Source organism: Microbispora siamensis, assembly GCF_016863095.1.
Taxonomy (GTDB): domain Bacteria; phylum Actinomycetota; class Actinomycetes; order Streptosporangiales; family Streptosporangiaceae; genus Microbispora; species Microbispora siamensis.
Genome location: NZ_BOOF01000071.1, coordinates 1 through 14,522, shown reverse-complemented (window position 1 = coordinate 14,522; position 14,522 = coordinate 1). Strand labels below are relative to the sequence as shown.

Here is a 14,522-nt window from a genome sequence, read left to right as displayed (position 1 = left end):
CTTCGGGACGAGGCGGTCTCGGGCGGCGCTACCGTTGCTGGGGTGGAGGAGATCGATCGCCGAATCGTCACCCTGCTGGCGACTGACGGCCGGATGAGCTTCACCGATCTGGCCAAGGAGACCGGGCTGTCGGTCTCCGCCGTGCACCAGCGGGTACGCAGGCTGGAAAAGCGTGGTGTCATCCGCGGATACGCCGCTCTCGTGGACTACGACGAGATCGGTCTTCCGATGACCGCGTTCGTCTCGATCAAGCCGATCGACCCCTCCGCGCCGGACGACGCGCCGGAACGGCTGAGCCATCTGACCGCCATCGAGGCGTGCCACAGCGTCGCGGGCGATGAAAGTTACATTCTCAAGGTCCGCGTCGCCTCCCCTCTGGCGCTGGAGGAACTCCTCCAGCAGATCCGCGCCTCGGCCAACGTCAGCACGCGCACCACCGTCGTCCTCAGCACCCCGTACGACTACCGCTCCCCGGTGATCGAGAAGGAGCCGGAAGAGGACGCCGCCGGCTGAGCGCCGTCCCCCTCCCGGAGGAAGTGAGCACGCACCCGGGCGTACGCCTCGGGGGGCGCGCCGAGGCGGTCGAGGCCGAGCAGGGCGGCGCCCACGATCGGCGGCACGTCGGCCACGACGAGCCGGGCGAGCGGCGCCCGTTCGGCGTAGTGCCGCTCGACCAGCGACGTCAGCAGGGGGTGCCGGGCGGTCAGGACGCCGCCGCCGAGCACGACCTCGCAGGGCGCGGTGAGCAGGCCGAGCCGCCGCATGGCGACGACGCCGAGCAGCGCGATCTCCTCGGCCTGCCGCTCCACCAGCGACCCGGCGATCGCGTCGCCGTCCGCGGCGGCGGCCAGCAGGGGTGGCACGAGGGCGTGCAGCCGGTCGGCCGGCAGGTCGCCGAAGTGCAGCGCGACGACGGCCTCCTCGACCGTGGCGGTGCCGAAGCAGGCGCGCACGACGTCGGTCAGCACGGTCGCGGGACCGCGGCCGTCCTCGGCGCGTACGGCGTGCCAGAACGCCTCCTCGCCCAGGTGGTGCCCGCCGCCCCAGTCGCCGCTGAGACGGCCGAGCGCGGGGAAGCGGGCGACCCGCCCGGCGGGGGAGACGCCCACCGCGTTGATGCCGGCGCCGCAGACGACGGCCACGCCCCATCCCGCGCCCGACCCGGCCCGCAGCAGGGCGAAGGTGTCGTTGCCCACGGCGACCTCGGCGCCGTAGCCGCGGGCCAGCAGCTCGGCCCGCAGCCGCTCCTCCTCGACCGGCAGGTCCGCGCCCGCGACGTACGCCGCGACGTGGTCGGCGTACGGCGGTGAGGCGGTCTCGTCGGCGAGGGCACGCCGTACGGTCCGGCCGATCACCTCGACGGCGGCGGCGGCCCCGGCGCTCTGCGGCAGGAACGCGGGCCCGCGCGCGGTGGCGAGCACCGTGCCGTCCTCGCGGACGAGGGCGACGTCGGTCTTGCTGTTGCCGCCGTCCACGGCGAGCACCGTACGGGTCACCGGGCCACCGCCCACGGCAGGAACGCGCGGTTGGCCTCCACGAGGCGCACGGCGAGGTCGTCGGCGAGGGAGGCCTGGCCGACCAGCGGATGGGCCAGCAGGGCGTCCCTGACGCGGTCCTCGCCCCCGTGCAGGGCCGCCTCCAGGGCGAGCGACTCGTACGCCGACACGTGGGCGATCAGGCCCCGATAGAGCGGCTCCACGGGATCGACGGGCAGCGGAACGGCCCCGGCGGCCCCGACGGCGGCCGGGACCTCGATCACCGCGTCGTCGTCGAGGAACGGCAGCGTGCCGTTGTTGCGGGTGTTGACGACCTGCACGTCCCCGCGGTCGCCCATGAGCGAGGCGACCAGGGCGACGGCGGCCTCGGAGTAGAAGGCGCCGCCGCGCTTGTCCAGCAGGTCGGGCTTGGTGTCCACGGCCGGGTCGGCGTACATCTCCAGCAGCGCCGACTCCATCGCCGCCACCTCGGCGGCCCGCGACGGCGAGGTCCGCTGCTCGGCCACCACGCGGTCGTGCTCGTAGAAGTACCGCAGGTAGTACGACGGCACGGCGCGCAGATGGCGGACCAGGCCGACCGGCAGGCCGAGGGCCTCGGCGATGCCCTCGCCGTGCTCGTCCAGCAGGCGGGGCAGCACGTCCACGCCGTCGAGCAGGACGGACCGCTCCCAGGTGAGGTGGTTGAGCCCGACGTGGCCGAGGGCGATCCGCTCGGGGGCCACGCCGAGGAGGGCGGCGAAGCGGCGCTGGAACCCGATGGCCACGTTGCACAGCCCGATGGCCCGGTGCCCGGCGTCGAGCAGCGCCCGGGTGACGATGCCGACGGGGTTGGTGAAGTCGACGATCCACGCGCCGGGCGCGTGCGCGCGCACCTTCCCGGCGATGTCGAGCACCACGGGCACGGTCCGCAGGGCCTTGGCGAGGCCCCCGGCGCCCGTGGTCTCCTGCCCGACGCAGCCGCACTCCAGCGGCAGGGTCTCGTCGACGTTCCTGGCGGCCTGGCCGCCGACGCGCAACTGCAGCAGCACCGCCGCGGCCCCGGCCACGCCGTCCTCCACGCGGGTCGTGGTGGTCAGCGTGGCCGGATGCCCGGCGCGGGCGAGCATCCGCCGGGCCATCCCGCCGACGGTCGCGAGCCGTCGCTCGTCGGGGTCGACGAGCGCGATCTCCGACAGCGGCAGTTCGCCGCGCAGGCGGGCGAAACCGTCGATCAGCTCCGGCGTGTACGTGGAACCGCCCCCGACAACGGCCAGCTTCATTTGACTCCCGTCAGCTTGACGCCCTCGATGAAGACCTTCTGGGCGAAGAAGAACACGATGATCACCGGGGCCATGGCCAGCAGTGTGGCGGCCATCGTGAGGTTCCACTGCACGCGGTGCACCGACCGGAACGCCGCCAGCCCCAGCGACAGCGTCCAGTTGTCCAGGTCGGTCCCCGCGTACAGCAGGGGTCCGTAGTAGTCGTTCCAGCAGTAGAAGAACTGGAAGAGGGCGACGGCGGCGATGGCCGGCCGGGCCATCGGCAGGATCACCCGCACGAGCGTGCGGAACTCGCCGCATCCGTCGACCTTGGCCGCGTCGGAGTACTCGCGCGGGATCGTGACGAGGAACTGGCGCAGCAGGAAGATCGAGAACGCGTCGCCGAGCAGCATCGGCAGGATCAGCGGCCACAGCGTGCCGGTCAGGTGGAAGCGGGCCCAGATCAGGTAGATCGGCACCGCCACGACCTGCGGCGGCAGCATCATCATGGTGATCACGAGCAGCATCGCCGTCCGGCGGCCGGGAAAGCGGAACCGCGCCAGCGCGTACGCCACGGGGATCGACGACACCAGCATGAACGCGGTGGCGAGCACCGAGTAGAGCAGCGTGTTGCGGATCCAGGTCAGCAGCGGCGCCTTCTCGAAGATCTCGGTGAAGTTGCCCCAGTTCCAGGTGTGCGGCCACAGGTCGGAGGTGAGCGCCTGCCGGTCGCTCATCAGGGCCGTGAGCGCGATGAACACCAGCGGGCCGAGGAACATCAGCGCGAGCGCGATGGCCAGCGCGTGCCGGGCGACCCACAACAGCACCGAACGCCTCGTCATACGTCCTCCTCGCCGAGGCCGCGGAACTGCCGCAGCAGGATGAGCGTGAACACCATCGCGACCGCGAACAGCATCAGCGCGAGCACGCAGGCGTAGCCCATCGCGTAGTCGCGGAAACCCTGCTGGAACAGCCACTGCGGGAACGTCAGCGTGGACTGGTCGGGGTAGCCCGGGGTGAAGACCGACCCGGCCGAGTCGGTCGCCCCGGACGCGACCCGCGCGGCGACCTCGGCCTGGGTGAAGTACTGCAGCGTCTGGATCACCCCGGTGACGAGGGCGAACATCAGCACCGGCCGGATCACCGGCAGTGTGATCGACGTGAACTGCCGCCAGCCGTTCGCGCCGTCGATCGCGGCGGCCTCGTAGAGCTGTTTCGGCACGTCGAGCAGTGCGGCCATGAAGATGACCATCAGGTCGCCGACCGACCACAGGCCGAGGAGGGTCAGCCCCCACTTCGACCACGCCGGGTCGCCGAACCAGTCCGGCGCGGGCAGCCCGACGGCCGACAGGATCGCCTGCACCGGACCGGTGCCGGGGTTGAGCAGGAACACGAACCCCAGCGTCCCGGCCACCAGCGGCACCAGGGCCGGCAGGTAGAAGATCGTGCGGTAGACCCCGGCGCCGGCCTTCAGCCGGGTCACCAGCTGGGCGACGCCGAGGCCGAACAGCACCCGCAGCGGGACCATCACCACGACGAGCCACAGCGTGTTGCGGATCGCCGTCCAGGCCGCCTGGTCCTTGAAGAAGTACTCCCAGTTGAGCAGCCCGACGGGCTCCAGGGTGAACAGGTCGTACCGCTGGAAGGAGAAGTAGACCGTGGACACCAGCGGGTAGACGAAGAAGATCGCGAACCCGGCGAGCCAGGGGGACAGGTAGAGCAGGGCGCGGAGATTTCCCCGGCTGAGAGGGTTCGGGCGGCTGAGAGCCGTTCTTGCCATCGGCTCAGCCGCCCGCCGTCAGCCTGAGCTTCTCGTCGATCTTCTTGTCGACCTCGGCGAGCAGCGCGTCCAGGTCGGACGCGCGGCCCGACTCCCACTTGATCTGCGCCTCCTGCAGCGTCTGCTGGTTGAAGACGGAGTTGACGTGGGCCGGCAGCGTCGTGCTGTTCGGGTTGGCGAAGACGTCGAGGAAGGTCTGGAAGTTCGGGTCCTTCTTCAGGTCGGGTGACTGGAGCGCGGGCAGCGTGCTCGGCACGTTCCTGATCGCGTTCGACAGCGTCACCAGCGAGCCGGTGTCGGTGGTGAGGTACTTCACCAGCTCCCAGGCGGCCTCCGGGTGCTTGGCACCACGCGGGATGCCGATGACGGTGCCGGTGATGAAGCCCGCGCCGTACCGCTGGGCCTGGTCGTCGGCCACCGGCAGCGGCGCGGTGCCGTAGTCGAGGTCCGGGGCGTCGGCGGCGAGCATGGCCGTGCGCCACTCGCCGTCGATGGCCATGGCGACCTTGCCGGTGGTGAACGGGTTCTCGGCCGACCACTCGTCGCCGAAGCTCTTGCGGAACTTCTCGATCTTGTCGTAGCCGTACCAGTCCGTGAGGTCCTTCTGCCAGGTCATCAGCTTCTTCCACTGCGGGTCGGAGCCGATGGCCGAGGTGCCGTCGGGATTGGTCCACTTCGCGCCGACCATCACGCCGGTGTGGATCGGGGCGTTCTCGTACATCTGGCTGGTCGGGACGAAACCGGCGACCTTGATGTCGCCCTTGTCGTCCTTGACCGTCAGCTTCTTGGCGAGGTCGGCCAGCTCGCTCATCGTCTTCGGCGGCTGGTGGCCCTTCATGAGCGCCTTGTTGTAGTAGAGGCCGTACGCGTCGGCGAGCATGGGCATCACGCAGCGCTTGCCCTGATACTGCGTGTATTCGGCGATCACCTTCGGGAACAGCGACGCCGGGTCGATGCCGCTCGCCTTCAGGTACGGGTTGAGGTCCTGGAAGATCCCGGCCTTGCAGAACTCGGCGACGCTGTCGGTTGTGAACGACAGGGCCACGTCGGGCGGGTTGCCGCCGCGGACCGACTGGAGGATCTGGCTGTCCTGGATGGCCTTGGTCGGCTTGACCGTGATCCAGGGGAACTTCTTCTGGAAGCCCGCGAGGGTCTCGTCGAAGGCCTTGAGCTCGTTGTCGGCGCTGAAGCCGTGCCAGAACTCGATGGTGACCGGGTCGTGGCTCGCCCCGCTCTGGGCCACCTTGGGCGGCCCGCTCTCGGTGCCGGCCGTACAGGCGGTGAGCGCGGCCCCGATGGAAAGTGCCGCGGAGAGGAAGAGAAGGCGTTTCATGGGGGGTGCCTCCCTAGTGAGTCGAAGGGGATTTGTTCACCGCGCCGAACAGCTCCTCGCGTACGGCGCCGAGCGCGAGGTCGAGGGCCCCGGCGAGGACCGGGTTGCCCTCCAGGGTGGACAGCAGCACGCGGGGCCGGGGGATGGTCAGCGCGTGCAGCTCACGCTCGACCGTCTCCCGCAGGACCTCGCCGCCGGCCAGCAGCACGCCGCCGGACAGCACGACGATCTCGGGATCGACCACGGCCGTGATCGCGGCCAGCCCCAGCGCGAGGCGGCCGGCGAGGTCGCGGAGGGCCTCGCGCGCGCTCTCGCCGTCCGGGCCGCCGCGTCCGGCCACGGCGACCGCGGTGCGGACGGCGCCGCTCGCCGTGGAGCCGCGCACGCCGTGCGCCCGCAGGAGCGCGAGCACGGCCGGACCGCCCGACAGCGCCTGGAACCCGTGGTTGGCCCGCCTGCCGACGTCCCGCGCCGTGGGGGCGCCGACCACGGGCATGTAGCCGACCTCGCCCGCGCCGCCGGTCGCCCCGCGATGGAGGCGGCCGCCGATGACGAGGGCCGCGCCGATGCCCTCGTCGGCCCACAGCAGCACGTAGTCCTGGTGGCCCCGGGCGCTGCCCCTGGACCGTTCGGCCTGGGCGACGAGGTTGACGTCGTTCTCCACGTCGATCGGCACGCCGATCCCGTCGCGGAGGGTCCCGATCAGATCGGGGATGTGCCAGCCCGGGATGTGGGCGGCGTAGCCGAGCCTGCCCGTCGAGGGGTCGACGGCGCCGCCGATGCCGACGACCACCCGGCTCAGCTCCGTCGGGTCGAGCCCGGCCGGGCCGCACGCCCCCGCGAGGGCGGCCCGGACCCGCTCCACCACGTCGCCGCCGGTGCGCCCTGGGGTGGCCAGCCGGTGCTCGGCGACGACCGCGCCGGTGACGTCGGCGACGGCCACGGCGATCCGCGCCGGCGTGACGTCCAGCGCCGCCACGTGCGCCGCGCGGGGGTTGATCCGGTACAGCTCGGCCGTACGGCCCGGCAGGCCCTCGCGGATGCCGTCCAGGACCACCAGGCCGGCCTCCTGGAGCCGGGCCAGCAGCTGGGATGCGGTCGGCTTGGACAGGCCGGTGAGCGCCCCCAGCTCGGGCCGGGTCAGCGGACCGCGTTCGAGCAGGACCATCAGCGCGGCGCGGTCGTTGATCGCGCGCAGCAGGCTCGGCGTCCCCGCGATGGGCCGGGTCATACGTTCTCCCACGAGGCGGGTTAGGAAAGTTTCCTAACTTTGGCTGCGACCGTACGAACGGGCTCGATCGCCGTCAAGAGCGTGATCCGCGCCGAGATCCATCTGTGACCGCACCGGTGATCGTCGCCGTGCCCGATGCGGGAGAAGGGCGGTGCGGCACGTAGAATCTGGCGGCCTATGCCAGAGTCTTCGACGGGCGAGCTGGCCCGGGAGCAGAAGTACGTCGCCGCGCTGTACGAGCGCCTCGACGTGCTGCGGGAGCGCACGCGCGGGCAGCTCGACGCCGTGCTGGCCCAGGGGGCCTTCGGCACTCACCAGAACCGCTCGGAGCGCGACAACTTCGCCGTCATGTACACCCAGCGGCTGGCCCGCCTGTGGGCGGTGGAGAACGGCCTGTGCTTCGGCCGGCTCGACCACGCGGAGGGCGAGCGGCTGTACATCGGCCGCATCGGCCTGTCGGACGACGACCAGCACCGGTTGCTGATCGACTGGCGGGCCCCCGTGGCGCAGCCGTTCTACCGGGCCACCCCGGCCGCCCCGATGGGCGTCACCCGGCGGCGTCACCTGCACACGCGGGGCCGCAGGGTCACCGCCATCGACGACGACCTGCTCGACCTCGACAGCCTCACCGACGCCGACCGGGCCTCGCTCAACGGCGAGGCGGCGCTGCTGGCCGCGCTCGGCGAGAAGCGCACCGGCCGCATGCGCGACATCGTGGCCACCATCCAGGCCGAGCAGGACAAGATCATCCGAAGCGACCTGAACGGCGTGCTCGTCGTCCAGGGCGGCCCCGGCACCGGCAAGACCGTGGTGGCCCTGCACCGCGCGGCCTACCTCCTCTACACCTACCGTGAGCGGCTGGAACGCCGGGGTGTGCTGATCCTCGGGCCCAACCCGACCTTCATGCGTTACATCGAGCAGGTGCTGCCGTCCCTCGGTGAGACCGACGTGCTGCTGTCCACCGTGGGCGAGCTGTACCCGGGCGTCACCGCGACCCGGGAGGAGCCGCCCGAGGCCGCCGCGGTCAAGGGCCGGATCGCGATGGCCGACGTGATCACGCGGGCCGTACGGGAGCGCCAGCGGATGCCGCGCACGCCCGTGGAGATCAAGCTCGACAAGTTCACGCTGAAGCTCGACCGGCAGACGCTGGAGGCGGCCCGGTCGAAGGCCGGCCGCTCGCGCCGCCCGCACAACCAGGCCAGGGCCGTCTTCATCCGGCACCTGCTGACCGCGCTCACCCGGCAGGCCGCCCGGCACCTGGGCCGCGGCAATCTCGACGACGCCGACTTCGCCGACCTGCGCGAGGACCTGCGTACCGAGGAGCCGGTGCGGGTGGCCCTCAACCGGCTGTGGCCCTACCTGACGCCGCAGCAGCTGCTGATCGGCCTGTTCACCGACCGCGACCGGATGGCGGCGGCCGGGCTGGGCGCGCCGGAGCGCGACCTGCTGCTGCGCGAGCCGCCCAAGCAGGGGGAGAACTGGTGGAGCGCGGCCGACGTGCCGCTGCTCGACGAGGCCGCCGAACTGCTGGGGGACATCGACGAAGGGGTGCTGCGGGCGGCGCGCCGGGCCGAGCAGGAGCGCGAGGAGCGCATCGCCTACGCCCGCGAGGTGCTGGAGCTGACCGGCCTGGCCGACATCATGGACGCCGAGCGCTTCGCCGAACGGCAGCAGGCCGAGGAGACCTATCTCACCACGGCCGAGCGGGCCGCCAGGGACCGCACGTGGGCCTTCGGCCACGTGATCGTGGACGAGGCCCAGGAGTTGTCCGAGATGGCCTGGCGGATGGTCATGCGGCGCATTCCCGGCCGGTCGATGACGATCGTCGGCGACATCGCGCAGACCGGGTCGGCCGCGGGCGCGGCGAGCTGGGCCCGCGTCCTCGATCCGTACGTCGCGGGCCGCTGGCGGGAGGAGCACCTCAGCGTCAACTACCGCACCCCCGCCGAGCTGATGGAGGTCGCCGCCCGCGTGCTCGAACTGGTCGGCTCCGACCTGAAGGCGCCGGAGTCGGTGCGGGAGACGGGCGAGCGGCCGTGGGCCCTGCGGGTCGCCACCCTCGCGGAGGCGGGCCCCGTGGTCGCGGCCGAGGTCGTCGGCGAGGGCCGTCTCGTGGTCATCGCCCCGGCCGGGATGATCGAGGAGATCGGGGCGATCGTCAGGGCCGCCGTGCCCGACGCGGCCACCGGGCCCGGCCCGGCCGCGCTGGACGCGCCCGTGGCGGTGCTGTCGGTGACCGAGGCCAAGGGGCTTGAGTTCGACTCGGTGATCGTGGTCGAACCCGGCGGGATCCTGCGGGAGTCGCCGCGCGGCCCGAGCGACCTCTACGTCGCCCTCACCAGGGCCACGAGCCGCCTCGGCGTCGTTCACACGGAGGAACTGCCCGAGGTCCTCAACGGTCTGGAACGGCGCTGACTGGAACGGTGCTGAACGGGCACCGCTCCTACCTGCGGAAATGTGGTATTTCCGCTGATCGGGACGCGGTTGACATCTGCGCTGAGGTCGGTAGTTTGCTGCGCAGTCCAGCACGGGACTGACCGGTTGGCCGCTCTATGGCGCCGCCGACCTCTGCGTCGATGACGGAGCGTGACCCCGTCAGCACACCAGGCGCAGGGCGGCGTCCCGCCGAGGCGGGGCACCCCATCCGGCCGGGGGGTTGGACCCAGGAGGGGCCCGGGCACCCAGTAGACAACGGAGCTCCGCGCCCGCCGCCGACGGGACGGAACCGGTCCGAAGGGCCGCCCGGGCCTTCTTCCCTTCCTCACTCCTCCTCGTCTCCTCCTCGCCGCCCTCACGGCCGCCGTACAGTGGCTGAGGCCGGTTTGGCGGCCTGCGCCGCCGTCTGCGACTCTGACCTGGAATGATTTTTGGCGTCAGGCCCATCGACACGCGAGGAGAGACTGTCCCGTGGCACTGAAGACGGCGCAGGACGCGGCACCGCCCGCCGCCGCGGCGCCGAAGCCGCGAGTGCCGGGCGTGCTGGTCCGCCTCGCCGCCTCCGTCGCGGGCGGCCTGGTGCTCTACCTCGCCTTCCCGCCCATCGGCTGGTGGTTCTGCGCGCCTGTCGGGGTGGCGGTGCTCGCCCTCGCGTTGTACGGCACCGGGCCGCGCCGGGCGGTGTGGATCGGGTACGCCGGGGGGCTGGCGTTCCTCCTGCCGACCCTGGCCTGGGTCCGCCCGATCGGGGACGACGCCTGGCTGGCCCTGTCGGGCATCGAGAGCCTGTTCTGGGCCGGGCTGGCCTGTGTGGCCGTCCTCGTCATGCGGCTGCGCCTGTGGCCGCTGTGGGTGGCCTGCCTGTGGGTCGTGCAGGAGTGGGCCCGTGGCCTGTTCCCCGTCGGGGGTTTCCCCTGGGCGCGGCTGGCCTTCAGCCAGGGCGAGTCGCCGTACACCGGCTTCGCCGCGCTGGGCGGCGCCCCGCTTGTAAGTTTCACGGTCGCCCTCACCGGGGCCCTGCTCGCCGCCCTGGTCACACGGCGTCCGCCGAGGTGGCGAGCCGACCGGGTGGTTGCCGGAACGCTCCTCGCCGCGATAGCCGTACCGGTGCTGGGGCTGGTCGTGCCCCGGCCCGGCGACGAGGGCAGGACAGTGCGGATCGGTGTCATCCAGGGCAACGTCCCTGGGCGGGGGATGTACTTCCTCGGCGACGAGCCCGCCGTCGTGCTGCGCAACCACGCGGACGAGACGCACCGGATGGCCGAGGCCGTGCGCGCAGGCGAACTCCAGCGGCCCGACATCGTGGTGTGGCCGGAGAACTCCACCGACATCGATCCCTACACCAGCGCGTACGCCCGGCAGGTGATCGACTCCGCCGCCAAGGACATCGGCGTGCCGATTCTCGTCGGCGCGGTGGTCAAGATCGGCACCGAGAACCGGGCCACCCGCGGCGTCGTCTGGGACCCGGTCACCGGTCCCGGCGCGTACTACGACAAGCGGCGGCTCGTGCCGTTCGGCGAGTACACCCCGATGAAGGACCTGTTCCTGGCGTTGTCGTCGCGGGCCCAGCTCGTCGGCCGGCAGTCGGTCCCCGGCGACAAGCCGGGAGCGCTGCGGATGGGGCCGGTGACGATCGGCACCGTGGAGTGCTACGAGGTGGCGTTCGACAGCACGGTCCGCGACACGGTGCTGGCCGGCGGCACGCCGCTGGTGGTGCAGACCAACAACGCCAGCTACGCGCTCACCAACCTGCCGCCGCAGCAGCTCGCGATGTCGCAGCTGCGCGCGGTGGAGTTCAACCGTGCGGTGGTCACCGCGGCGACCACGGGGATCTCCGCGTACGTCGGCCCCGACGGCCGGGTCGGATGGCGTACCGGCGAGCTGGTGGCGGGGATGAACGTCCTGGACGTCCCCGTCAGGACGAAGAACACGGTGGCGGCGGAGGTAGGTGCGCTGCCGGAGTGGATCATGGTACTCATGGGAGCCGGAGCGACGGTGGCGGCCATCTCTGGGCGGAGGAGAACCTGATGGAGCGGACCCCAGGGCGGGTGCTCGTGATCGTCCCCACGTACAACGAGAGGGAGAACCTCCCGTTGATCACGCGGCGGCTGCGTGAGGCGCTGCCCGACGTGCACCTGCTCGTGGCCGACGACAACAGCCCCGACGGCACCGGCCGGATCGCCGACGAGCTGGCCGAGGCGGACGACCACGTCCACGTCCTGCACAGGACGAGCAAGCAGGGGCTGGGCGCCGCCTACATCGCCGGATTCCGGTGGGGCCTGGCCGAGGGCTACGACGTGCTGGTGGAGATGGACGCCGACGGCTCCCACCAGCCCGAGGAGCTGCACAAGCTGCTCGACGCGGTGACCGACGGCGCCGACCTGTCGATCGGCTCCCGGTGGGTGCCCGGCGGCAGGACCGTCAACTGGCCGTTCTCGCGCGAGCTGCTGTCCCGGGGGGCCAACACCTACGTCCGGCTGGTGCTCGGCATCCCGGTGCGCGACGCCACGGCGGGCTTCCGGGCCTACCGTGCGGCCACCCTGGAGAAGATCGGGCTGGACGACGTCGAGTCGCAGGGCTACTGCTTCCAGGTGGACCTCACGCTCCGCACCGTACGGCAGGGCCTGCGGGTGACCGAGATACCGATCACGTTCGTCGAGCGCACCGTGGGCAGCAGCAAGATGAGCCGGAAGATCATCTTTGAGGCCTTCTGGCGCATCGCCGTATGGGGGGTCACCGGGTTCGGTGATCGGTTTCGCCCGAGGCGATAGGCACGATCCACAGGAACCCCGGCGGCCGCGAGGACGTTGACGCAGACGTACGAGTGCCGGGGTGAGTGGGGCAAGACATGGTGCTGCGGATCGGGCTGTTCCTCGGGTTCCTCCTGGTTCCCGTCCTGGAGATCTGGTTTCTGATCCAGGTGGGGTCCGTGATCGGCGGGTGGGAGACGGTCGCCCTGCTCATCGCCGACAGCATCCTCGGCGCCTGGCTCGTGCGCCGTGAGGGGCGGCGGGCGTGGGCGGCGCTGCGCACGGCCATCGAGTCGGGGCGCATGCCCGACCGGGAACTCGCCGACGGAGCGATGATCGTCGCCGGCGGCACTCTCCTGCTCGCCCCCGGTTTCCTGACCGACGTGTTCGGATTCTTCATGATCCTGCCGTTCACCCGGCCGATCGCCCGGCGCTGGCTGACCTGGTTCCTCGGCCGCCGCGTGCGGTCGCTCGCCGCCCGCTCGCCGTACGCGCCGCTCTTCGACCGTACGGGAGGGTTCGGCCGGGCTGACGGTGCGGGCTTCGACGGTGCCGGCCGTGGCCGCGTTGTGCACGGCGAGGTCATCGACGACGACTGAAGGCGGCCGGGCACGCCGTTGCCCCGGCGGCGGAGGCGCACCGGGGCAACGGGGCTGGTGACGAGCTGCTTCCAGGTTCTTTCCGGTTCTTCTGGGTGATTCCGGTTTACAGGCGCGGCTCGTCCGGGTCGGGGATGTCTCGGCTGTCCCGGCTACGGATGTCCCGATCACGCGCGTCTGGGTCGGTGACGAACCGGTCGCCGGCGTTCGTCATCGGGTCGCCGGTGCCGAACCGTTCCCGTGACCGGGCCGCAGGGTCCTCGGTGCCGTACCGCTCGCTCGACGTGAGCGAGGGATCGCCGCTGCCGAACAGTTCCTCGGATCGGGTCTCGGGGTCCCGCCGCGCCAGCGGCTCACCCGGGCGCGTACCGGGGATCTCGGCGTCCAGCCGGTCCCTGGAGCCGAGCGCCGGGTCGTCGGTGCCGTACCGCTCCCCGCCGCGGGTCACGGCGTAGTCCGTGTATTCGCCGGGATCGTCGACGCCGATCCCCAGGCGTTCACGTTCACGCCGCCCGGTGCTGTCGGCCCAGCCGGTGAGGCTGTCGGGCCGGTTCGCCCGTTCCCAGGCGGCATCCCAGTCCATGTGGTAGTGACGGTAGAGCTCACGCTCCTGCTCGGCGGACAGGTGCCCGTCGGCGTCCAGGTCCACGTCGGGCGCGTTCTTGACGTGCTCCTTTTCGTACGGGACCTCGACATGGCCGGCCGTCAGGTCCGCGTCGTGCACCGGGACGAAGGTCTCCTTGGTGTGGAGAAGTCCGGTCTTGACGCAGAGCCACTTCGGCCGTCCCGTCGCGTCGTCGAGGAAGACCTGCGCGACCTCGCCGATCTTGTCGCCGTTGAGGTCGTGGACCGGGTTGTCGAGCACCATGGGGATCTGCTCGTGAGTGATCACGTGCTTCTCCTTGTCTCTCGCTTGGTCGGTCCCTTACTGGGCTACCGCCGATGGGAGAACGGAAACCACCTTTTTCGGAATTCGCCTCCGAAGTGTCCAGCGGCTACTCCGGAACCGCGGGCATCGCCGCAGGTGAAGTCCCGTAGCGCGGCGTCCTCCGCCGCTGCGGAAATCGCCATCGTGGCCCGGCGTGGCCCGGCGTGGCCCGGTGCGGCTCTGTCACGGCCCGGCATGGCCCGGCATGGCCCGGCATGGCCCGGCGTGGCCCGGTGCGGCTCTGTCACGGCCCGGCATGGCCCGGCCGTGGCAGGGCCCTTCGGCCTGCCGCTGCGGGACGAGCGGTCCCCCATCACCCCCGACCGGCTCGATGCCCGCAATCGCGCCAGACGCTCGGCCGGGCGGCCTGCTCGATCGCGCCTTGGCAGCCGTCGAACCCGCCGCCCCGCCGCGCGGAACGCCCGCGCGCCCGTCGCCGCCTTCCGAATAACCCCTTATGCCCCTTTTCGGGTTGACCTGCTGCTCCAACTATTCGCTTCTCGCGGTTGCTGGAGGTAAGGAGCGGGTGAAAGAATTCATACAAGCTTTCGAATTTCACGAGGAGGTTCCATGGATCTGTTCGATCTCGATCCTGAGCGCCTTCGTCGTTCGAATAGCTCTGATAGCTGCTCCGATGGCTTTGACGGCTGGTGGGACCGGTTGACCTCCGGTTCCCCGTTGTGGTCGTCCGAGGGCTCAGCCGCCCGCGAGCACGCAAGCCAGGACACCAG

The 14,522-nt window shown here is 71.5% G+C and carries 12 protein-coding genes; 5 read left to right on the top strand and 7 right to left on the bottom strand.

The annotated features are described in order from the left end of the window. Positions 1 to 42: 42 nt before the first annotated feature. Positions 43 to 513, top strand: a complete 471-nt coding sequence (locus Msi02_RS40245; RefSeq protein ID WP_079315226.1) for an Lrp/AsnC family transcriptional regulator — start codon at positions 43 to 45, stop codon at positions 511 to 513. Here Msi02_RS40245 and Msi02_RS40240 read toward each other — a convergent pair. From Msi02_RS40240 to Msi02_RS40215, 6 genes are read right to left on the bottom strand one after another with little or no spacing between them, the layout of a single operon-like run. Further along, positions 462 to 1,496, bottom strand: a complete 1,035-nt coding sequence (locus tag Msi02_RS40240; protein WP_204052990.1) for an N-acetylglucosamine kinase — start codon at positions 1,494 to 1,496, stop codon at positions 462 to 464. The genes Msi02_RS40245 and Msi02_RS40240 overlap by 52 nt on opposite strands. Then, positions 1,493 to 2,755: a 6-phospho-beta-glucosidase gene (locus tag Msi02_RS40235; RefSeq protein ID WP_204052989.1), complete on the bottom strand. Its 1,263-nt coding sequence runs from the start codon at positions 2,753 to 2,755 to the stop codon at positions 1,493 to 1,495. Before Msi02_RS40235 ends, Msi02_RS40240 begins: the two co-directional genes overlap by 4 nt. Further along, positions 2,752 to 3,576 (bottom strand): carbohydrate ABC transporter permease, encoded by an 825-nt coding sequence (locus Msi02_RS40230; RefSeq protein WP_204052988.1) that lies wholly within the window; start codon positions 3,574 to 3,576, stop codon positions 2,752 to 2,754. Before Msi02_RS40230 ends, Msi02_RS40235 begins: the two co-directional genes overlap by 4 nt. Beyond that, the gene (locus tag Msi02_RS40225; protein WP_204052987.1) at positions 3,573 to 4,514 is read right to left on the bottom strand and encodes a carbohydrate ABC transporter permease; all 942 of its coding nucleotides are present in this window, start codon (positions 4,512 to 4,514) and stop codon (positions 3,573 to 3,575) included. The genes Msi02_RS40230 and Msi02_RS40225 overlap by 4 nt, the downstream gene beginning before the upstream one ends. Before the next feature lie 4 nt (positions 4,515 to 4,518). Continuing rightward, positions 4,519 to 5,847, bottom strand: coding sequence for an ABC transporter substrate-binding protein (locus Msi02_RS40220; protein ID WP_204052986.1), 1,329 nt, complete (start codon positions 5,845 to 5,847; stop codon positions 4,519 to 4,521). 13 nt (positions 5,848 to 5,860) lie between these two features. Beyond that, on the bottom strand, positions 5,861 to 7,078 hold the full coding sequence (locus Msi02_RS40215; RefSeq protein ID WP_204052985.1) for an ROK family transcriptional regulator: 1,218 nt from the start codon (positions 7,076 to 7,078) through the stop codon (positions 5,861 to 5,863). 177 nt (positions 7,079 to 7,255) lie between these two features. Here Msi02_RS40215 and Msi02_RS40210 point away from each other — a divergent pair, with 177 nt between their 5' ends. The 4 genes from Msi02_RS40210 (at position 7,256) to Msi02_RS40195 (ending at position 12,863) form a co-directional block, all read left to right on the top strand. After that, positions 7,256 to 9,493 carry a HelD family protein gene (locus tag Msi02_RS40210; RefSeq protein WP_204052984.1) on the top strand — a complete coding sequence of 746 codons (2,238 nt, stop codon included), beginning with the start codon at positions 7,256 to 7,258 and terminating at the stop codon, positions 9,491 to 9,493. 492 nt (positions 9,494 to 9,985) lie between these two features. Then, entirely contained in the window at positions 9,986 to 11,542 is a 1,557-nt protein-coding gene (gene lnt / locus Msi02_RS40205; protein WP_239109240.1) for an apolipoprotein N-acyltransferase, read from the top strand. After that, positions 11,542 to 12,285, top strand: coding sequence for a polyprenol monophosphomannose synthase (locus tag Msi02_RS40200; protein ID WP_079320938.1), 744 nt, complete (start codon positions 11,542 to 11,544; stop codon positions 12,283 to 12,285). The genes lnt and Msi02_RS40200 overlap by 1 nt, the downstream gene beginning before the upstream one ends. A 77-nt stretch (positions 12,286 to 12,362) precedes the next feature. Next, positions 12,363 to 12,863, top strand: coding sequence for an FxsA family protein (locus Msi02_RS40195; protein WP_239109239.1), 501 nt, complete (start codon positions 12,363 to 12,365; stop codon positions 12,861 to 12,863). 106 nt (positions 12,864 to 12,969) lie between these two features. Here the strand turns inward: Msi02_RS40195 and Msi02_RS40190 are convergent, their stop codons facing one another. Then, on the bottom strand, positions 12,970 to 13,755 hold the full coding sequence (locus tag Msi02_RS40190) for a PRC-barrel domain-containing protein (protein WP_204052983.1): 786 nt from the start codon (positions 13,753 to 13,755) through the stop codon (positions 12,970 to 12,972). Positions 13,756 to 14,522 lie beyond the last annotated feature (767 nt).